Annotated in this window: 19 protein-coding genes; 14 read left to right on the forward strand and 5 right to left on the reverse strand. The window is 55.1% G+C overall.

Annotation, left to right across the window (positions count from 1 at the left end; translation table 11 throughout):
* Positions 1-71 precede the first annotated feature (71 nt).
* The 3 genes from M467_RS20605 to amyS all read left to right on the forward strand — a co-directional run bounded on the left by M467_RS20605 (position 72) and on the right by amyS (position 2,644).
* Positions 72-404, forward strand: coding sequence for a PadR family transcriptional regulator (locus tag M467_RS20605; protein WP_021066045.1), 333 nt, complete (start codon positions 72-74; stop codon positions 402-404).
* Positions 401-928 carry a DUF2812 domain-containing protein gene (locus M467_RS20610; protein ID WP_021066046.1) on the forward strand — a complete coding sequence of 176 codons (528 nt, stop codon included), beginning with the start codon at positions 401-403 and terminating at the stop codon, positions 926-928. The genes M467_RS20605 and M467_RS20610 overlap by 4 nt, the downstream gene beginning before the upstream one ends.
* 198 nt (positions 929-1,126) lie before the next feature.
* The gene (amyS, locus tag M467_RS20615; RefSeq protein ID WP_235045174.1) at positions 1,127-2,644 is read left to right on the forward strand and encodes an alpha-amylase; all 1,518 of its coding nucleotides are present in this window, start codon (positions 1,127-1,129) and stop codon (positions 2,642-2,644) included.
* 56 nt (positions 2,645-2,700) lie between these two features.
* Here amyS and M467_RS20620 read toward each other — a convergent pair whose 3' ends face one another.
* Together M467_RS20620 and lipA are read right to left on the reverse strand one after the other, a co-directional pair.
* Entirely contained in the window at positions 2,701-3,531 is an 831-nt protein-coding gene (locus tag M467_RS20620) for a lipoate--protein ligase family protein (RefSeq protein WP_021066048.1), read from the reverse strand.
* Between the two features lie 18 nt (positions 3,532-3,549).
* Positions 3,550-4,449 carry a lipoyl synthase gene (lipA, locus tag M467_RS20625; RefSeq protein ID WP_338041854.1) on the reverse strand — a complete coding sequence of 300 codons (900 nt, stop codon included), beginning with the start codon at positions 4,447-4,449 and terminating at the stop codon, positions 3,550-3,552.
* A 326-nt stretch (positions 4,450-4,775) separates the two neighbouring features.
* Between lipA and M467_RS20630 the strand changes: the two genes are divergently transcribed.
* The gene (locus M467_RS20630; protein ID WP_021066050.1) at positions 4,776-6,725 is read left to right on the forward strand and encodes a glycoside hydrolase family 3 protein; all 1,950 of its coding nucleotides are present in this window, start codon (positions 4,776-4,778) and stop codon (positions 6,723-6,725) included.
* A 51-nt stretch (positions 6,726-6,776) separates the two neighbouring features.
* Here the strand turns inward: M467_RS20630 and M467_RS20635 are convergent, their stop codons facing one another.
* Both M467_RS20635 and M467_RS20640 read right to left on the reverse strand, forming a co-directional pair.
* Positions 6,777-7,622 (reverse strand): DegV family protein, encoded by an 846-nt coding sequence (locus M467_RS20635; RefSeq protein ID WP_021066051.1) that lies wholly within the window; start codon positions 7,620-7,622, stop codon positions 6,777-6,779.
* A 4-nt stretch (positions 7,623-7,626) separates the two neighbouring features.
* Entirely contained in the window at positions 7,627-8,475 is an 849-nt protein-coding gene (locus M467_RS20640; protein WP_031199988.1) for a lipoate--protein ligase family protein, read from the reverse strand.
* A gap of 100 nt (positions 8,476-8,575) precedes the next feature.
* Between M467_RS20640 and M467_RS20645 the strand changes: the two genes are divergently transcribed.
* Entirely contained in the window at positions 8,576-9,871 is a 1,296-nt protein-coding gene (locus tag M467_RS20645; protein ID WP_021066053.1) for an HD domain-containing protein, read from the forward strand.
* A 23-nt stretch (positions 9,872-9,894) separates the two neighbouring features.
* A complete protein-coding gene (locus tag M467_RS20650) occupies positions 9,895-11,481 on the forward strand; it encodes a Na/Pi cotransporter family protein (protein ID WP_021066054.1) in 1,587 nt (528 codons plus the stop codon).
* Positions 11,482-11,521: 40 nt separating this feature from the next.
* Here M467_RS20650 and M467_RS20655 read toward each other — a convergent pair whose 3' ends face one another.
* Positions 11,522-11,710 carry a 2-hydroxymuconate tautomerase gene (locus M467_RS20655; RefSeq protein ID WP_012727443.1) on the reverse strand — a complete coding sequence of 63 codons (189 nt, stop codon included), beginning with the start codon at positions 11,708-11,710 and terminating at the stop codon, positions 11,522-11,524.
* A gap of 164 nt (positions 11,711-11,874) precedes the next feature.
* Between M467_RS20655 and ypfJ the strand changes: the two genes are divergently transcribed.
* The 8 genes from ypfJ (at position 11,875) to M467_RS20695 (ending at position 19,680) form a co-directional block, all read left to right on the forward strand.
* Entirely contained in the window at positions 11,875-12,732 is an 858-nt protein-coding gene (gene ypfJ, locus M467_RS20660; protein WP_021066055.1) for a KPN_02809 family neutral zinc metallopeptidase, read from the forward strand.
* Positions 12,733-12,840: 108 nt separating this feature from the next.
* Positions 12,841-13,689: a MurR/RpiR family transcriptional regulator gene (locus M467_RS20665; RefSeq protein WP_021066056.1), complete on the forward strand. Its 849-nt coding sequence runs from the start codon at positions 12,841-12,843 to the stop codon at positions 13,687-13,689.
* On the forward strand, positions 13,686-14,141 hold the full coding sequence (locus M467_RS20670; RefSeq protein ID WP_021066057.1) for a GNAT family N-acetyltransferase: 456 nt from the start codon (positions 13,686-13,688) through the stop codon (positions 14,139-14,141). The genes M467_RS20665 and M467_RS20670 overlap by 4 nt, the downstream gene beginning before the upstream one ends.
* Before the next feature lie 170 nt (positions 14,142-14,311).
* Positions 14,312-15,205, forward strand: coding sequence for an N-acetylmuramic acid 6-phosphate etherase (murQ, locus tag M467_RS20675; protein WP_268743708.1), 894 nt, complete (start codon positions 14,312-14,314; stop codon positions 15,203-15,205).
* Positions 15,206-15,217: 12 nt separating this feature from the next.
* Positions 15,218-16,591 (forward strand): PTS transporter subunit EIIC, encoded by a 1,374-nt coding sequence (locus tag M467_RS20680; protein ID WP_021066059.1) that lies wholly within the window; start codon positions 15,218-15,220, stop codon positions 16,589-16,591.
* Positions 16,592-16,645: 54 nt separating this feature from the next.
* Positions 16,646-17,698, forward strand: a complete 1,053-nt coding sequence (locus M467_RS20685) for a DUF871 domain-containing protein (protein WP_021066060.1) — start codon at positions 16,646-16,648, stop codon at positions 17,696-17,698.
* A gap of 57 nt (positions 17,699-17,755) precedes the next feature.
* A complete protein-coding gene (locus tag M467_RS20690) occupies positions 17,756-18,259 on the forward strand; it encodes a YwhD family protein (RefSeq protein WP_021066061.1) in 504 nt (167 codons plus the stop codon).
* Positions 18,260-18,417: 158 nt separating this feature from the next.
* Positions 18,418-19,680 (forward strand): dicarboxylate/amino acid:cation symporter, encoded by a 1,263-nt coding sequence (locus M467_RS20695; RefSeq protein WP_031199993.1) that lies wholly within the window; start codon positions 18,418-18,420, stop codon positions 19,678-19,680.
* Positions 19,681-19,714: the final 34 nt, after the last annotated feature.

Consider the following 19,714-nt stretch of genomic DNA (forward strand, 5'->3'; position numbering starts at 1 on the left):
ATTGACATATATCATTAAACGATATATATTTAGAGTAAGATATATCAATGAATGATATAGGAGGTGGCGGGATGCCACGTAACGACACAATCGAGCTCGGAGAATTGACCGACAGCATGCTCTATATCCTGCTCGCCTTGACCGAGGCGCGTCACGGCTATTTGATTATGCAGTTCGTCGAGGAGTTGACGAACGGACGAATCAAGATCGGTCCTGCGTCGATGTACACCATCATCAAGAAGCTCGTGAACGCGCAACTGATTGATCCGATTGACGGGGACGGCAAGCAGAAACGCTATGTGATTACGGGCCAAGGCCGTGCCCTCGTGGCGGAAGACTTGAAACGGCGGCAAGCGATCGTTGACGATGCACGCTTCATTTTAGACGGGGAGGGACACCGATGAAACGCAAATATATGTCGAGTTGGGGATTGGCGTTCGCCGAAGAACGGGAAATGAAAAAGCTAGGGGAGATGGCAGCTCGTGGCTGGCATTTAGAGAAGTTCGCTCCACTCGGCTATACGCTCGTCGAAGGGGAACCGATGGACGTGCGCTATAGTCTCGATTATCGCAAACAACCGGACGAGGATTACTTCGAACTGTTCGCCGCGAGCGGATGGGAACATGTCACGTCGACCGGCGATGAGATTCATGTGTTCAAAGGCAGTCCGGACGCGACGCCTCTTTATACGGATCGCCAGACGACCCAAGAGAAATATGGGCAAGTCGAGCGGACGATGGGGCGGGGTGCGCTCATCTGCTTGCTGTTATTCCTCGGATTCGTGTTCATGCTCCAATTGGATTGGCCGCAGACGGCGGAAGCCATCATTTTGGTGCTACAGACGCTTGTCGTCATCGGGCTCGTCTTCACAGGACTCCCGTATCTCGGTTTCCTCGTGAAGCGAAAACGTTTGGAACGGAATGAATGACTAGGCGGATGGCACAAGCCATCCGTTTTGCTTTGGTCGACTGAACTATTCAAGAAAAAAATAGTTAGGCGCAGAGAACTGTTTTATGGAAATCCTCTATTCAACCAAAATAGAATCGGGCATGATAATTAATGAAAGCGCTTGCATTCATTTTGAAGAGGAGGAACAGGCATGGGTAAAAGACGGAAAGGGTTAGCGATGACGGCAGGTGTCACCGCGATTGCACTGCTCGCCGGGCAACCGGTCGCACAGGCGGCGACGCCGCAAAACGGTACGATGATGCAGTACTTTGAATGGTACGTGCCGAACGACGGACTGCATTGGAACCGACTATCGAACGATTCACAGCACTTGAAAGACATCGGGGTGACGACGGTGTGGATTCCGCCGGCGTACAAAGGCACGTCACAGAACGATGTCGGGTATGGGGCGTACGATTTATACGATCTCGGCGAGTTCAATCAAAAAGGGACGACCCGGACGAAGTACGGGACGAAAGCGCAGCTCCAGACCGCCATCTCGAACTTGCGCGGTAAAGGGATCGGCGTGTACGGCGACGTCGTCATGAATCATAAGGGCGGGGCCGACTATACCGAATCCGTTCAGGCAATCGAGGTCAATCCGTCGAACCGGAACCAAGAGACGTCCGGCGAGTATGGCATCTCGGCCTGGACCGGGTTCAACTTCACGGGGCGCAACAATACATACTCGCCGTTCAAATGGCGCTGGTACCATTTTGACGGCACCGATTGGGATCAGTCACGCAGCTTGAGCCGCATCTATAAGTTCAAGAGCACGGGCAAGGCGTGGGACACGGACGTGTCGAACGAGAACGGCAACTATGATTATCTTATGTATGCCGACGTCGATTTCGAGCATCCCGAGGTCCGCCAAGAGATGAAGAACTGGGGCAAATGGTACGCCGACTCACTCGGGCTCGACGGTTTCCGGTTGGATGCGGTCAAACATATCAGCCACTCGTACTTGAAGGAGTGGGTGACGAGCGTGCGCCAGACGACCGGGAAAGAGATGTTCACGGTCGCCGAGTATTGGAAGAACGACCTCGGTGCCATCAACGACTATCTGTATAAGACGGGCTACACACACTCCGTCTTCGATGTGCCGCTCCATTACAACTTCCAAGCTGCCGGTAACGGCGGCGGGTATTACGATATGCGCAACATCTTGAAAGGCACCGTCACCGAACAGCATCCGTCGCTGTCCGTGACGATTGTCGATAACCACGACTCACAGCCGGGCCAGTCGCTCGAGTCGACGGTCGCCAACTGGTTCAAACCGCTCGCCTACGCGACGATCATGACGCGCGGTCAAGGTTATCCGGCCCTCTTCTATGGAGACTATTACGGCACGAAAGGGACGACGAACCGCGAAATCCCGAACATGTCGGGCACGCTCCAACCGATTTTGAAGGCACGAAAAGACTTCGCCTACGGGACGCAGCATGACTACCTCGATCATCAGGACGTCATCGGCTGGACACGTGAAGGTGTGACCGATCGTGCCAAATCGGGTCTCGCGACGATTCTATCGGACGGTCCGGGCGGCTCGAAGTGGATGTACGTCGGCAAACAGAACGCCGGCGAGGTATGGAAGGACATGACGAACAACAACGCCCGTCTCGTCACAATCAATGCTGACGGCTGGGGCCAGTTCTTCGTCAACGGAGGTTCGGTCTCGATTTATACGCAACAATAACGAAAACACCCGATTGAAGTGAGGGGATCCTCTCTTCGATCGGGTGTTGTTTGAATTTAGCGTTTCCAGACCCACTCGTCACTCTCATATTTGGCGACGAGCTCCTGAATCTCTTGTTGCTGCGCCTCGGTGAACGTCAGCGGTTCGAACGTCAAGTCGAACGCGTCACGGAACCCGTCCGTGAACGCCGCCGCGACCTCGTCGAAGGCGACCGGTCGACCGAGCGTCTCGTTCAAGGAGACGGCCTTGTCACCAAAGCGGGCTTTCGCCTCCGCCTTCGCATCGGCCTCGAGATTGAAGCAGTCGAACAAGACGTCATCGTCAATCGATAACGGAATCGACCCGTGCTGTAGGACGGCACCTTGGTGGCGCACTTGGGCGCTCCCGGCGATTTTCTTCCCGTCGACCGCGAGCTCATAGTACGAAGCGGCGTCAAAACAGACGGCCGATTTCGGTTTTCGGAGCGCCTCACGGTCGGCCTCGGTCAGCGGCACCGAGAACTCGGCAGGGACGCCGAGCGCGTGGTAGCCACGGCGCACCCCTTCGGTCAGGAGGCGATAGCTCTCGATGACGTTCGTCGGCAAAGACGGCATCGTCTCAGGGAGAATGACGCTATACGTCAGCTCGTCCGCGTGCAAGACGGCCCGCCCGCCGGTCAAACGACGGACGACCGGGATGCCGTTCAACGTGAGTGCGTCCCGATCGAGGTCGCGCGTCGCCCGTTGGAAGCGTCCGACGCTGATGGCGTGCGGGGCCCAGGCATAAAAGCGAAGTGTCGGTTTTACGTCACCACGCGCGACCCAGCCGGCGATGGCCTCGTCGATAGCCATATTCTCGGCCGGGGACAGCGGGGCGGTATGAAGCAAATGCCATGTCGTTCCAATCATAAACGTCTCTTCTTTCTCTTAGTCGATTGGCAACATCGTGTGACGACGCGCCTTGTGGACTTGTTCGTCCGCGTGATACGAGGAACGCACGAGCGGTCCGGCCTCGCAATGGGAGAATCCTTTCGCCAATGCAATCTCTTTCAGCTCGGCGAACTCATCCGGATGGTAATAGCGTTCGACGTCGAGGTGCTTCTTCGTCGGCTGCAAGTATTGGCCGAGCGTGAGGATGTCGACATGATGGGCCCGGAGGTCGTCCATCGCTTGAATCAACTCTTCCTTCGTCTCGCCGAGTCCGACCATGATGGACGACTTCGTCGGGATATCCGGGTTTAGCTCTTTCGATCGTTTTAAAAATTCGAGCGTCCGGTCGTACGTCGCTTTGGCGCGGACTCTAGGTGTCAAGCGGCGGACCGTCTCCAAGTTATGGTTCATGATGTCCGGTCCGGCATCGATGAGCGTCTGGAGCGCCGAGAAGTCACCCATCATATCCGACGGGAGCACTTCGATTGACGTCTCCGGGTTCATACCGCGGACAGCGCGGACCGTCTCGGCGAATACCGTCGCTCCGTAGTCGTTCAAGTCGTCGCGGGCGACGGCCGTGATGACGACGTGCTTCAGGTTCATGAGGCGGACCGACTCGGCAACGCGTTTCGGTTCTTCCCAGTCTAGTTCGTTCGGCTTGCCCGTCGTGACCGCGCAGAAGCGGCAGGCGCGGGTGCAAATGCTCCCAAGAATCATGAACGTCGCGGTGCGGCGGACGGCCCAGCATTCATGGATGTTCGGACATTTCGCCTCTTCACAGACGGTATGTAGATTTTTCTCGCGCATCATCTTTTTGAGACCGGTGTATGTCTCGTTCGTGTTCAGTTTAATCTTTAACCATTCCGGCTTTCGTTTCAGTTCCCCTCGTGCCAAGATGATTTCCCCCTTTTTGAAAGTTAACCCCTAACAAAAAGAGTTTACCAAAGATGAGGAAGAATTCGAACCAGCGAAATTATTGGCTTTGCCAATACAGCTTGGATGTGTGTCAAAACAGAACATATATTTCAAAATGGTTACGCTTTCATGTGAAGTGTTGTTTCCCATTTTTTGAATTGCTATACTGACGTTGACCACCTGAATAAGGACCATATGTAACTGATACGATCAGGCATGGGGTGAACGAGCGTTGGTGAGGCAACGCTTCTTCCTCCATGCCTTTTTGTTTGGGGGTCGGGGAAACTTTCAAAAAAGGAGTGGGGAACATGAACAAAGCATTGAACTGGACGGCGACACTGGGGCTAACGACAGCGCTACTCGTCTCATCGGTCCCGATGGCGACTGCGGTCGTAGCGGAGGAGACGCCAGCAACGTCGATTGAGCAGCGTGTGGACGCCAAGCTCGCGTCGATGACGCTTGAACAAAAGCTCGGTCAAATGATCATGCCAGACTTCCGATTATGGAACGGGGCGAACCATACGGCACTCGCGACAGATGTGGCGCGCGTCGTCGATCGGTTTGACCTCGGGGGTGTCATCTTGTTCGCGGAAAACGTGACCGAGACCGAACAGACGACGAAACTCGTCCACGACCTCCAAGAAGTCGTCAAACAAGACGAAAGCAACGACGTACCGCTCTTCATCACGATCGACCAAGAGGGTGGAATCGTGACACGTCTCGGGACGGGCACGAACTTGCCGGGTAACATGGCGCTCGGGGCGACACGGAGCAGCCAGTACGCATACGACGCGGGGAATATTATCGGTTCGGAGTTGAACGCTCTCGGGGTGAACGTCAACTTCGGTCCGGTGCTAGACGTCAACAACAACCCGGCCAACCCGGTCATCGGCGTACGCTCGTTCTCGAGCCACCCAGAACTCGTCGGCGAGCTCGGCTCGGCGATGACACAAGGGATTCAAGACCAGGGCGTCGCCGCGACGGCGAAGCATTTCCCAGGTCATGGTGACACGGCGGTCGACTCGCATTACGGACTTCCGATCGTCGACAAATCGCTCGAAGACTTGCGCGGTCTCGAGTTGTTACCGTTCAAACGAGCCATCACCGAAGGCATCGACATGATCATGACGGCACACATTGGGATGCCACAAATCGAGGATGAGGTCGTCAACTCACCGCGCGGCACATTCCCGCTCCCAGCGACGCTCTCGGACGACGTCATCACGGGCGTGTTACGGGAAGACATGGGCTATGACGGGATTGTCATCACGGACGCCTTGAACATGCAGGCGATTGCCGATAACTTCACGGAAGCCGAAGCGGTCATCAAGACGTTCGATGCGGGCGTGGATATCGCGCTCATGCCGACGATTTTACGGTCGAACGCGGACGTCGTGAAGCTCGAGACGATCTTTGAAGACGTCATGGCGGCCGTCGAGGATGGACGCCTGTCAGAAGAGAAGATTGATGCAGCGGTCGAGCGGATTTTGACGCTCAAAGCGGAACGCGGTATTTGGCAAGAGTCGGTCGACACGACGACGCTCGAGGCGAAACTCGCCGAGGCGAATGCGGTCGTCGGCAGTGCCGAACATAAAGCGAAAGAACGTGAAATCGCCGAGGCGGCGGTCACGCTCGTGAAAAATGACGACAAGACGCTCCCGTTCAAACCGAAAAAAGGTGAGACGGTCCTCGTCTTGTCACCGGCGAAAGACCAGACGGACAGCATGATCAAGACGATCAAGTCGCTCGAGAAGAACGCCGGTAACATGAAAGACGTGAACGTCATCGCTGCGAACTATACGGCATCGACGAAGCACTTGGATCAAAACCCGGCATTGAAAGAAAAACTCGACGCGGCCGACTATATCATCGTCGGCTCGAACGTGAACAACAGCGCCAAGCTGAAATCGACGTCGGCTGACAACTACGTGCCGGCCGAAGTGTTCCGTTACGCCAACGAGACGGGCAAGAAGTCAGTCTTGCTCAGCCTGCGTAACCCGTACGATGTGGCGGTTCAGCCGGACGCACCGGCCCAGCTCATCATCTACGGCTTCAAAGGTGACCCGAACGGACCGGATTCAGAGGCGGGCAATGCCAAATCGGCAGGACCGAACCTCCCGGCCGGCATTCGCGCCATCTTTGGTGAAGTGAAACCGACGGGCAAACTCCCGGTCGACGTACCGACGTTCGAGAACGGCGTGTTCGGAGATGACTTGCACCTCGAGTTTGGTGACGGATTCCGTAACTGGAACAAGTAAACTAAAACCGCGAGCGCCCCATGAGGGTGCTCGCGGTTTTTCGTTTGATTGTCACGCCTCGAAATAGCCGACGACGAGAAGGCCTGGGCCTGTGTGCGCCCCGATGGCCGAACCGACGATCGTCTTCGTGACGCTCGCCGGGTTCACATGTTCCCGTAACAACGCCTCGAACTGATCGGCTTTGACCGGGTCGTCCCCGTGACCGATGAAGATATGCCCACCCTCGACGAGCGGTTTCGACTCGGTCATCCACTCGACGATGCGGCGTAACACTTTCTTGTGACCGCGCACCTTCTCGATTGGGACGAGTTTGCCGTCTTCGACTGTCAAAAGCGGTAAAATTGTCAACAAATCCCCGATGAACGCGCTCGCTTTCGAGACACGGCCGCCGCGCATCAAATACTCGAGCGATTCGACCGTGAACAAATGCCGGATTTTGCCGACGAGCGACGTCGCGTAGGCGACCGTCTCTTCATACGTATGGTCTTGGCCATACTCGGCGACCGTCTTGACGAACAGCCCTTGGCCGACGGACGCGGCACGCGTATCGAGAATATGGAACGTGCTGTTCGGGTATTCTTCTTTAAGTAGGTTGCCGACCATGACGGCCGTCTGGTATGTACCCGAGAGCTCGCCCGAGAAAGCGAGATACAGGAACGGGATTTCTGATTCGAGATGTTGGCGGAAACAATGCTCAAGTCGGGCCGCCTCGATTTGGAACGTCTTCGGTGTCTTGCCGTTCCGCATCGCGTCGTACACGTCTTTCGGTTGAATCGTTTCTCCGTCTAAAAATTCCTCGTTGTCGATGATGACGCCGAGTGGCAATACCTCGAGGCCGTACTCGATAACTTGGTCTTGGGTCAAATCGGCTCCGGTATCGGTTATGATTTTAAACATGCGGTCACTCCTCTGCTAATTGTTGTTCAATGTCGCGAATCGGTTCGTTGCGTTTCCACATCCGGTCGAGCTGGGTCGCGAGCGTCGTTTGTTCGTTCTCATCGAGCGTGCCAGGTATGAGCCGGCTCATGCCACCGAGGACGGTGTAGGCGCGACGCAACACGTCATCGACAGTGAGCGGGATTCCAAGCAAATCCTCGAGTGACGCCATCGTCTCAGGGACGATGGCCGGATAGGTAAAGCGCGTCGCTTCACCTTGGATGGCTTGCGCATAAAAGTCACGGATGAGCGCGGCCCGTTCACTTCCGCTCTTGCGGACGCTCAAGTAAATCTGGACGGCGACGCCGCCACGGACGCGGCGCTGTGAAATACCGGCGAACTTCTTGCCGTCAATCGACAAATCGAAGCTGCCCGGGCAGTATGAGCCGACGATTTCGCCAGGCACGATCTCGTTCGTCACATCTTGGAACATGAGTTGGATGAGTGACGTCATCGCCTCGTAGCCGCTATCGATTTGAATCCCGTCTTTCTCGGGTAAAATCAAAGATAAGTTCAACACGTCCGCGTCTAAGACGACGGCCAGTCCTCCTGAATTGCGGACGACAGGACGGAAGCCGTGTTCATGAAGCAAACGGATGCCATCTGCCAAGTGGGGCAGACGGGCGTCTTGAATCCCGAGCACGACCGTGTTTAGATGAACCCAGGCCCGCAGGACGGCACCTGACGTCGCGGTCGAGGCACAGAGCGTATCGTCCGTCGCGAACGATTGCTCGGCTTGGAACGCCGGACCGAGCGAAGACTGGTCAATGACACGGTAGGTCGGTTGTCGTAATAATGGATGGGTCATATACATAATTCCTTTTCAATAAATAATTTCCTTCCCATTATAACATGGGAGGAACCACGCGCTAGAAGTCGAATCCAATCATTAATGAAACGTAGGGGGCAACGTCATGTATACGTCACGAGGTCAATTGTCAGGATCGAAAGTGTTCAAAGATCCGGTTCATCGATATATATACGTCTATGATCATCTCGTCTGGGAATTGATCAATACGAAAGAGTTTCAACGGTTACGTCGCATCAAGCAGCTCGGGACGTCGTTTTTGACGTTCCACGGGGCCGAGCATACGCGTTTCCATCATTCGCTCGGCGTCTACGAAATCGCCCGACAGCTAATCGATCAGTTCCATGAGTATCCGGAGTGGGATGACCGCAACCGGGAGTTGTTGCTCGCGGCGGCGCTGCTGCACGATGTCGGACATGGTCCGTTCTCGCACGCGTTCGAGCACGTCTTCGCCGTCCGTCACGAGGTGTGGACCGAACGCATCATCCTCGGGGACACGGAAGTGAACAAAGTGCTGTCCGAGATGGGGGTCGGCTTCCCGGAAGAAGTGGCGGCCATCATCAATAAGACACACCCGAACCGACTGCTCGTCAACATCCTCAGTTCGCAGCTCGACGTCGATCGGATGGACTATCTGCTCCGTGACGCCCATTTCGCCGGTGTCAGTTACGGCAAGTTCGACCTTGAGCGCATGCTTCGGGTGTTGCGTCCCGATGAGGACCAAGTCGTCGTCAAACAGTCGGGCATGCATACGATTGAGGACTATATCATGCGGCGCTATCAAATGTATTGGCAAGTCTATTTGCACCCGGCGACGCGGTCGAGCGACCTGTTGCTCAAAGCCGTGCTCGAGCGGGCGCAAGAGCTGTACGAGTCGGGCTACGCCTTCGAGATGACGCCGAAGCATTTCTTGCCGATTTTCAATCATGAGGACATGACGCTCGAGCATTACTTGAAGCTCGATGAGACGATCGTCTATTTCTATTTCCAAGAATGGATGGACGAGGTGGACCCGATTTTGGCCGATCTCGCGAGCCGGTTCGTCAACCGCCGCCTGTTGAAGTATAAGAATTTCCCGGAAGCGAACCGCGTCCGCTACATGGACCGCTTGCGTTCGACGATGGAGTCAATCGGGTTGCCGACCCGCTACTACTTACTCGAGGACCAGCTCAGTCAACTGCCGTACGACTTGTATAAAGGGCATGGCAAATACGAAGGCATCTACCTGCAAATGAACGACGGCGACCGTCGCGAAATCTCAGAAGTATCGATGCTCGTCCAATCGATTTTGAACTCGCGCCAGTCAGACGAGAAAATCTATTATCCTGAGGACGTGCTCCTCAATTTGAAAGATTACGCGTCAGAAAAAACATGGATGTTGTCAACGTTACGGGGAGAGTGAATCGTTGAAAAGGAAGTGACACCATGGGAGTTGGCACATTGGTCGGCGGGGTCGGGATCTTCTTGCTCGGGATGATGCTGTTGACGGATACGTTGAAAAACATGGCCGGGGAAAGGCTCCGGCAACGCTTGAACCTATTGGCAGAGGGACCGGTGTCAGGTGCGTTTCTCGGAGCCACAATGACGACACTCTTCCAGTCATCGACCGTGACGACGCTCATGACGATCAGTTTCGTCAGCGCCGGTCTGTTGACGTTCACCCAAGCGCTCACACTCGTCATCGGAGCGAACGCGGGCAGCGCGACGACCGGATGGATTGTAGCGCTCTTAGGTTATAACGTGGATATTCGCGAACTGTTGCTCCCGCTCATCGGGGTCGGTATGGCGCTACGTTTGATCGGACGGCGCGTCAAGCGCATCGGTATGCTCATGGTCGGACTCGGTCTGATTTTCGTTGGCATCGGGACACTTCAAGAGGCGATGCGCGACGTCGTCACGTTCTCATTCGCCGGTTGGGAAGCGGACACACCGTTGCATCAACTCGCACTGCTTGGGACAGGATTACTGATGACCGTCCTATTACAGTCCTCGAGCATTGGTCTCGTCTTGACGATGACGGCGCTCGCGACCGATACGGTGACGCTCGCCCAAGCCTGTCTGCTCGTGCTTGGACAAAGCGCCGGGACGAGTCTCGTCGTCGCCATCGGGTCGATTGGAGGCTGGAAGTCGGCCCGCCGCATCGTCTTGGCGCACGTGCTCGTCCACGGCTCGATTTTACTCATCGGCTGGCTGACGTTCCCGCTCTTGTTCGGTGTCGTGAACGGTGTGGCCGATCGCCTCAATTGGAACGAACTGTTGCGGCTCGCCTTGTTCCACACCTCGTTCCATTTGCTCGGGGTGTTCACGTTCCTGCCGTTCCATCAGGCGTTCAGTCGTCAGTTGCTCAAGTGGATCCCGAGCCGGGCGGAAAAGCTGACCCGGTTCCTCGACCCGAATATGGCCCGCATCCCGACGGTCGCGCTCGAGGCGGCCCGGCGCTCGTTGATTGAGATTGAGCGCTATTTGGCCAAAGAGACGCAACTGTTGCTGAACGAGGCACGTAAACGCGACGACGAGCTTCAACTCGTCGAGAAGACGCTCGGCGACGTCCGTGTCTTTTTGAGCACGATTCAATTGGAAGAAGGGCGAGGACGCAACGACTACGGCCAACATCTGTCGCTGCTCCATACAATCGACCACTTGGAGCGGTGGCTGTTCGTCATGCGTGAAGTCGACCCGGTCGACGCGCTCCGCGATACGGACTTCCTGGTCGCGCGTCAGCTCGTCTTGCATGAACTCGACATGGTCGAGACGCTTAACCATCACACGCCCCCGGAAGAGTCGCGGCAGTGGAAGACGGCCTCGAAACAGCTCGCTGAATATCGAAAAGCGCATCGGGCCGAACTGCTCGAGGAGACGGCGGCGAATCAGCTCGAGATGGACCAGACGATTCAAAAAGTCCAGGCGCTCCTCTGGCTCGACCGGATCGGCTATCATATTTGGCGAGCGACGCGTCACCTCATTAAACCGACCGTCCCGAGCGAGCGGTTTGAAGTGAATCTGGAAGATTGAAAAACGACCGCCCTCCGAGATGGAAGGGCGGTCGCTGTGTTTACTTCTTATCTGCGTGCATGACGCCGGCTTGGCCGTAGTGCGTCGCGTCCATCTCTTCGATGAAGACGGTGATGTTTTCTTTCGGGGCGTTCGTCGTCTCGGAGACGGCGTCTGTCACCTTTTCAATCAACGCACGTTTTTGTTCGACCGTGCGACCTGGGAGCATTTTAACCGTTACGTATGGCATCACATTTCCTCCTTTTAGTTCGTTCCCTTTCATTCTAGTGAAAGGTGAGGCAAGTGGAAAGCAGAAAATCGATTGGGCGGACGGTACAAATAAAAAATGCAGGTGCGAAATATGTGAAAACGGGGTAAGGAACAAGACAGACTAGTCGTAGGAGGAACAGGCGGATGAAATGGAAGGGTAGACAAGCAAGTCGAAACGTCGAGGATCGACGGGGGCAACGTGTCGGAGGGAAAGGCATCGCAGGAATCGGTGGGGGCTTTGGTCTCATCTTGGTCATCGTCTTCACACTGCTCAACGGGGGCAATCCGGGCGATATCGTCAACAACATCGGACTCGGAGAACCGGAACAGTCCTCTGGAACGTATGAAGGCTCGGCGCGGGAAGAAGAGATGGCCGACTTCGTGTCGGTCGTGCTAAGGGATACCGAAGAAGTGTGGACCGATATTTTTGCGGAGAACGGATTGACGTATCGGGAGCCGACGCTCGTCATCTATAAAGATCAAGTCGAATCGGCGTGCGGGATTGCCGGATCGGCTGTCGGACCGTTCTACTGTCCGGGTGATCAGAAGTTGTATATCGATTTGAGTTTCTATGATGACCTGAGTCAACAGTTCAATGCACCGGGTGACTTCGCGATGGCGTACGTCGTCGCCCACGAGGTCGGTCACCACGTCCAGACGTTGCTCGGCACGACGGACGAGATTATGCCGCTCCGAAACGAGATGAGTGAGACACAGTTCAACAAATATTTGGTCCGCTTCGAACTCCAGGCCGATTATTATGCAGGCGTTTGGGCCCACCACGCTCAAGGGATGGGTTACCTCGAGTCCGGCGACGTCGAAGAAGCGATGAATGCGGCGCACCAAATCGGGGATGACACCCTTCAGAAACAGGCGCGCGGCTATGTGACACCGGATTCGTTCACGCACGGGACGTCCGAACAACGGAAACGCTGGTTCGATAAAGGGTTCCAAAACGGGACGATTCAAGGCGGCGATACGTTCAACGCTAAAAACTTATAACCATGAGGTCAAGCGATGGCTTGACCTTTTTCCATGTCCAAGTTGGCTTGTGAAGAAAGAATCCGCTATCATGGAAACAGAAACTAGAAGTAGGAAGGGGATGACCCGATGGAATCCTTACTCAAAAAAATCGAATTCGCCAAAAGCGAGATGACGTCCGTGGAGAAAAAAATCGCCGACTATATTTTATCCCACTCGACGCTCGTTCCGAATATGACGACGAAAGAGCTCGCTCAAAAGACGGACGTGTCCGAGGCGAGTATCGTTCGCTTTGCGCGTGTCGTCGGAATCGATAGCTTCAAGGCGTTCAAACTCGCCCTCGTCAAAGACTTGGCGATCACCGAGACGACGCTCACCGATTTCAACGTGTTGCAGCAGAAAGACACACCTTACGATTCGTTTCAAAAAGTCATCCATGTGAACAAAATGGCCATCGAGGCATGTGCCGAGGCGATGGACAAGCGTGAGCTCGAGCATGCGATCGATACGTTCGCCCGAGCGAACCGGGTCGTGTTTTATGGGGTCGGCGGTTCGTCGACGGCCGCCTATGACGCGCAATATAAATTCACAAAGCTCGGCTATGCGGCCCAGACATCGCAAGATTTCCATTACATGTTGTCTCTCATTCCGCATCTCGGCCCGAACGACGTTTTCGTCGCCATCAGTACGTCGGGTCGGACGAAAGACGTACTCGAACTCGTCCGCTTCGCCAAGAAAAAAGGGGTGCCGGTCGTCGCCATCACGGACCTCGATAAATCTCCGCTCTATCGAGAAGCGGATGTCCGACTATGCACGCCGAGCGTCGAACGTGATTTCCGGATTGCGAGCATCGCTTCACGGATGACACAGTTGACGATTATCGACACACTTTATATGGGGCTGTTGCACCGAAAAGGCGAGGGATTGATTGATCGCTACGCCGAGGCACGTGACGAGATGGTGAAGTTGCGCCGATGATTCACGTCTATGACCCAACGTGGCGCGATGCGGTGGCGGCGTTCCTCTTACAACAACGGTCGTTCGCGGAATTGAACGGACAGGCGCCCGAAACGTTCCGCGATGAAAACGTGGCCGATTTTGAGACGGAGGAGACCGTCAGCCTCGTCTTTGAGGACGGGGACGTCATCGCCGTCGCCGACTTGTTGAAGCAACACCCGGTCGACGGCTCGCTTTGGCTCGGTCTGTTCGTCGTCGATGAACGGCTGCACGGCACCGGGATTGCGACGCGGTTGTATGAACAGCTCGAACAAACATATATGCGTCCGTTCCAGACGGTGTTCCGACTCGGGGTGTTACCTCACAATGAGCGGGCGCGTCGCTTTTGGGAACGGCAAGGCTACGTCTATGAAAAAGATTCCATCACGGCACGCGGCGATCACGTCCACGTGTTGAAAAAAGTCATCAGCTAAAGCGCTCGGTCCAATAGGGCCGGGCGTTTTCCATACATGTATACATGTATACAAATTTACATGCATACACGTATACGCCTGACCTATAATGAAATTTTATTTCCTTATTTTTTCAAATAAGTTTGACTTTTAATTTCAAGTTAGTACAATAAAATTAGAGAGAAGAAAGGATGGTGGCGATGTTAGACAAACTGGCTACTGAAAGACGAAATGAACGAACGATACACTTGGACGAGATGGCGGTCGAGGAGTTCCTTGCAGTGATGAATGAGGAAGATCAATCGGTCCCACACGTCATTCAAGAAGAACTGTCGGTCATTGCCGAAGTGACGAAGCGTGCCATCGCATCCTTCAAACAAGGCGGACGTTTGATTTACATCGGCGCAGGGACGAGCGGACGGCTCGGCATCTTAGACGCGGCAGAATGTGTGCCGACGTTTGGCGTGTCACCGGATATGGTCGTCGGACTCATCGCAGGTGGCGAACGGGCGTTGATTAAAGCGGTCGAGGGAGCAGAGGATAGCAAGGATTTGGCAGTCAATGATTTGAAAGCGCTTCACTTGAATGCGTTCGACACCGTCATCGGGATCGCCGCGAGCGGACGGACACCGTACGTCATCGGCGGACTCGATTACGCCCGCGAGGTCGGCGCGACGACAGCCGCGCTATCGTGTAACAAAGGTTCAAAAATCAGCGAACACGCCGAGTTCAAAATCGAAGTCGAGACGGGACCAGAAGTATTGACCGGATCGACCCGATTGAAAGCAGGGACGGCGCAAAAACTCGTCCTCAACATGATCTCGACGGCGTCGATGATTGGGGTAGGGAAAGTGTATCAAAACTTGATGGTCGACGTGCAGCCGACGAACGAGAAGTTGGAAGTGCGGGCCAAACGGATGATTGCGGAAGCGACAGGGGTCGACGAACAGACGGCCGCGCGTTATTTCGATTCATCCGGTGGTCACGTCAAGACGGCGATTGTCATGATTTTAGCCGACGTCCCGCATGCGGAGGCAGTCGAGCGATTAGAGCGTGCGAACGGATTCGTCCGTGACGCATTATAAGGGGGATTCGAGATGAAGAAAGAAGAGGTTCTTGCACATGCGATATTAGAGCATGTCGGGGGGAAAGATAACATTCGTCAACTCGCGCACTGTATGACACGTGTGCGTTTAGCGCTCAAAGATCCGACGAAAGCGGATCTCACTGCATTGAAACAAATCGATGGTGTCATGGGTGTCATCGATGACGAGACGTTGCAAATCGTCGTTGGCCCGGGGACGGTCAACCGCGTGGCGGACCATCTCAGTCGTGAGACGGGGCTCGCCATCGGGGAAGAGTCGGTCGATGCGAATTTGACGCCGGACGAACGGGCGGCCATCGAACGTCAAAAAGTGAAAGACAAACAGAAGTCGCCGTTCAAGCGCTTCTTGCGTCGCTTAGGGAACATCTTTATTCCGCTCATTCCAGGGCTTGTCGCTTCAGGTATCATTAACGGGGGAGCCAACTTCGCGAAGAACGCCGGCGTTGACCCGACCGAAACGTGGATGCAAATCCTCTTATTGCTCGGTAGCACAGTGTTCGCGTATCTCGCCATCCTCGTCGGTTGGAACACGGCCAAAGAGTTCGGCGGGACGCCGGTACTCGGTGCCATCGCCGGGGGGATTCTCTTCAACCCGGTGCTCGCGGATATCACCATTTATGGGGAACCGCTCGTTGTCGGGCGGGGTGGACTGTTCGGGGTCATCTTTGCCGCTTGGCTCATGACGTACATCGAGAAACACGTTCGTCGCTTCATGCCGACGGCGATCGATATCATCTTTACACCGCTTCTCACGGTCCTCGTCGTCGGTTTCACGGCGCTCTATGCGATCATGCCGGTCGCAGGCATCTTGTCAGACGGGATCATGCAAGGATTGAACGCCGTACTTGAAGTCGGTGGACCGGTAGCAGGGGCTGTCCTTGCTGGATTCTTCCTCCCGCTCGTTATGGTCGGGTTGCACCACGGACTCACACCGATTCACTTGGAACTCTTGAACACGGTCGGTAACACGGCACTCTTGCCGATCCTGGCGATGGCAGGGGCCGGACAAGTCGGGGCGGCGCTCGCGATTTTCGTGAAGACGCGCAACCAACGTCTCCGTAACATCATCAAAGGGGCCATTCCGGTCGGATTCCTTGGAATCGGCGAGCCGCTCCTTTACGGGGTCACACTCCCGCTTGGCCGTCCGTTCTTGACGGCTTGTATGGGGGCCGCGGTCGGCGGTGCCTTCCAAGCGACGATGAAGACGGCAGCGCTCGGGATTGGGGTCTCGGGTCTCTCGCTTACGCCGCTCATCGACAACGGCATGTACTTGACGTACATCGCAGGTCTTGTCATTTCGTATACGGCTGGCTTCATCTTCACGTATTTCTTCGGCTTCAAAGAAGAAATGGCAGACGGGATTTAACAACTGAGGCGGCTCTTTGGAGTCGCCTTTTCATTTGATGAGGAGGAATTTCTGATGAAGGGATTATCGGTTTATTTGAGCGAACCGCTCACACCGCAGTTCAAGATATGGGTCGGACGCATGCGCGAGATTGGCTTCACCTCGATGTTCACGTCACTGCATATCCCCGAGGACGACACGTCGGTGTATACGGAACGGCTTCGTGACCTCGGGACGCTCGCACGAGAACTCGACATGGAACTGTTTGCGGATATCGCACCGACGTCGCTCGCCGCGCTCGGCAAGACGTGGGACGATGCCCATACGCTCACCGAGTGGGGCGTGACGGGGCTGCGCGTCGATTACGGCGTGACGCCGAAACAAGTCGCCGACTTGTCGACCCGAATGACGGTCGCCTTGAACGCGAGCACGCTGTCTGAAGCGGAACTCATAGAGATGAAGCAACACGGCCTCGTGACGGACAACGTCGAGGCGTGGCACAACTTCTATCCGCGCCCGGAGACGGGGCTCAATCGTAACTGGTTCGATGCCAAGAACGATTGGCTGAAGCGGCAAGGGTTGAGCGTCCAGGCGTTCATCCCTGGTGACGGGACACTCCGAGGACCGCTGTTCGAACGGCTGCCGACGCTCGAGGACCATCGCCTGTTGTCGACGTTCGCCTGCTACATGGACCTCATGGATTCAGTCGATCGCATCTTAATCGGCGATCCGGGACTCACCGATGAGACGATTGAACAGTTCGCCTCACACGCCGACAAAATGCTCGTTCTTCGGGCCGAAGCGGAGACGACGATTGAGGCCGCCTTCTATCGTGTCCAGACGAACCGGATGGACCCGGCACGTGACGTCGTCCGTTCGGTCGAATCGAGGGGCTATGGACGTCCGGGGGACCGCTTGCTCGAGCCGATGGCAGCAAGACCGCGTCCGCTCGGAACGATCACGGTCGATAATGCGAAGTACGGGCGCTATGCCGGTGAGCTGCAAATCACAAAACGCGATTTGGTGGCAGACGATCGGATCAACGTCCTTGGGCGCGTCATCGAGGCAGACCGGCCGCTCATCCAATCGATCGGACCGGGCACGAAGTTTCGAATCGAGTGGTGTTGACGTTCCGGATTGCCACATTCCCTCGTCTTTGTGTACAGTAGAGAGGGAGGGAATGCCATGAAAGAGATTAATTTTAACATCGTCGCTGACGATTCGACCGATGGCCACGGCGGTTTTGGGGTCGGTTCGCTCAGTTTGAACAATATGTCTCCCGTCATCATCGATGTCGAGGCGGGGACCGCGGTCATCGATATGGGGGCCATGCATGCCAAATCGGCGATCGAGAAACGCATCAAATTTTTGACGGATCCAGAAGCGGTGCCGAACGGAAAACCGTATTGGATCGTCTGGGTCACGGTCGGACGAAAGCCAGAAGGATTCTATTACGGCGGTGTCGCAGCTTGTGACATGTCGATTGACCTCGAGGCACGGCGCGGCTATAAACTGTTGCCGTATCACGTCAACCAGATGGACAAGTCGCTCAAAGGCCGCATCTTGATTGACATGATGGATGCACCGTCACGCGACGTGCTCGCTGCCTTTTTGAAAGAACATCGTCCTGAAATCTGGGAACAATCGACCGAACTTCAAACCGAGCTTGAGCGTTTGAGCGCCGAGTGAAAAGATTGGACCGTTTCGGTCTCCAATCTTTTTTGTTTTCATGTGCCCCGATTTGGGAACATGAATTTGTTATCATGTTGTGATTTCACCGTAATTGTATGAATATTCAGCATTATGCTATACTAAACGCACTTGTGTAAAAGAGAAAGGGTGACACGATGAGTGAAACTAAGAAAATTATGATTGGGCTACTGTTGGGGGTAGCCGTCGGTTTAGCATTAGCAGGATTACCGGGCAATATTTATGATATGGCCAATACGTATGTCCTCTCGCCAGTCGGAACCGTATTTTTGAACTTAATTAAAATGTTAGTCGTCCCGATTGTCTTCTTCTCGATCATTCTTGGTGTCATGGGTCTCGGTGACCCGAAAGAACTCGGTCGCGTTGGAACGAAATCATTGCTCTTCTTCTTGACGACGACGGCGCTCGCCATCGTCTTGGCGATGGGTGTCGCTTATGTCATCCAACCAGGAGAACGTGGAGATTTCCCGACGACGGGATTAGAGTTTGATGCCTCTGGCTCGGAAGAATCGTCTAATATCGTGCAGACGTTCGTCAACATGATTCCAACGAACCCGGTCCAAGCGCTCGCTGAAGGCAACATGCTTCAAATCATCGTGTTTGCGGCACTCATCGGATTCGCGATGATCGCACTCGGTGAAAAAGCGCGCACGTGGCGCCGGTTCGTCAAACAAGGTGACCGCATCATGATGTACTTGATTCATTTGGTCATGAAGCTCGCGCCGTACGGTGCGTTCGCTTTGATCGCCTCAGCCATCGGTGGCATTGGATTAGAGGCTGTCCAAGCGATGGCATGGTATATGATTGCCGTCGTCTTGACGTTGGCGCTCCATTCAGTCATCGTCTACGGCGGTGCAGTGGCGTTGCTCGGGAAAATGAATCCCGTCTTCTTCTTTAAAAACTTCTACGAGGCGATGACGTTCGCATTCTCGACGTCTTCATCGAATGCGACACTCCCGGTGTCGATGGAAGTGGCTCAAACGAAACTCGGTGTCCCACGCTCGATTTCGTCGTTCGTCCAACCGCTCGGTGCGACGGTCAACATGGACGGAACGGCCATCATGCAAGGGGTCGCAACGATTTTCATCGCGCAAGTGTTCAATGCTGATTTGACGATGACAGAGCTCTTGACGGTCGTCATCACAGCGGTACTCGCCTCAATCGGGACGGCGGGCGTACCAGGTGTCGGACTTGTCATGCTCGCGCTCGTTTTACAATCCGTCAACTTACCGGTCGAAGGGATTGCCCTGATCATCGGTGTCGACCGGATCCTCGATATGCTCCGGACGTCGGTCAACATTACAGGGGACGCCGCTTGTGCGGTCGTCGTCTCGAAACTCGAAGAGAAACATCTCCCTGCAGTCGACGAAGACTCGTGGGATGAAGTGGACGCAAAATAACCTAAAGGCTGACCCGGTTCATACCGGGCCAGCC

Source organism: Exiguobacterium chiriqhucha RW-2, assembly GCF_000416965.1.
In the GTDB taxonomy this organism is placed as follows: domain Bacteria; phylum Bacillota; class Bacilli; order Exiguobacteriales; family Exiguobacteriaceae; genus Exiguobacterium; species Exiguobacterium chiriqhucha.

Bases quoted from the DNA above. Each gene is read 5' to 3' on its own strand.
- M467_RS20605 (WP_021066045.1), top strand. From the start codon at position 72: ATGCCACGTAACGACACAATCGAGCTCGGAGAATTGACCGACAGCATG.
- M467_RS20610 (WP_021066046.1), top strand. From the start codon at position 401: ATGAAACGCAAATATATGTCGAGTTGGGGATTGGCGTTCGCCGAAGAA.
- amyS (WP_235045174.1), top strand. From the start codon at position 1,127: ATGACGGCAGGTGTCACCGCGATTGCACTGCTCGCCGGGCAACCGGTC.
- M467_RS20620 (WP_021066048.1), bottom strand. From the start codon at position 3,531: ATGATTGGAACGACATGGCATTTGCTTCATACCGCCCCGCTGTCCCCG.
- M467_RS20630 (WP_021066050.1), top strand. From the start codon at position 4,776: ATGAACAAAGCATTGAACTGGACGGCGACACTGGGGCTAACGACAGCG.
- M467_RS20635 (WP_021066051.1), bottom strand. From the start codon at position 7,622: ATGTTTAAAATCATAACCGATACCGGAGCCGATTTGACCCAAGACCAA.
- M467_RS20640 (WP_031199988.1), bottom strand. From the start codon at position 8,475: ATGTATATGACCCATCCATTATTACGACAACCGACCTACCGTGTCATT.
- M467_RS20645 (WP_021066053.1), top strand. From the start codon at position 8,576: ATGTATACGTCACGAGGTCAATTGTCAGGATCGAAAGTGTTCAAAGAT.
- M467_RS20650 (WP_021066054.1), top strand. From the start codon at position 9,895: ATGGGAGTTGGCACATTGGTCGGCGGGGTCGGGATCTTCTTGCTCGGG.
- M467_RS20655 (WP_012727443.1), bottom strand. From the start codon at position 11,710: ATGCCATACGTAACGGTTAAAATGCTCCCAGGTCGCACGGTCGAACAA.
- ypfJ (WP_021066055.1), top strand. From the start codon at position 11,875: ATGAAATGGAAGGGTAGACAAGCAAGTCGAAACGTCGAGGATCGACGG.
- M467_RS20665 (WP_021066056.1), top strand. From the start codon at position 12,841: ATGGAATCCTTACTCAAAAAAATCGAATTCGCCAAAAGCGAGATGACG.
- M467_RS20670 (WP_021066057.1), top strand. From the start codon at position 13,686: ATGATTCACGTCTATGACCCAACGTGGCGCGATGCGGTGGCGGCGTTC.
- murQ (WP_268743708.1), top strand. From the start codon at position 14,312: ATGGTGGCGATGTTAGACAAACTGGCTACTGAAAGACGAAATGAACGA.
- M467_RS20680 (WP_021066059.1), top strand. From the start codon at position 15,218: ATGAAGAAAGAAGAGGTTCTTGCACATGCGATATTAGAGCATGTCGGG.
- M467_RS20685 (WP_021066060.1), top strand. From the start codon at position 16,646: ATGAAGGGATTATCGGTTTATTTGAGCGAACCGCTCACACCGCAGTTC.
- M467_RS20690 (WP_021066061.1), top strand. From the start codon at position 17,756: ATGAAAGAGATTAATTTTAACATCGTCGCTGACGATTCGACCGATGGC.
- M467_RS20695 (WP_031199993.1), top strand. From the start codon at position 18,418: ATGAGTGAAACTAAGAAAATTATGATTGGGCTACTGTTGGGGGTAGCC.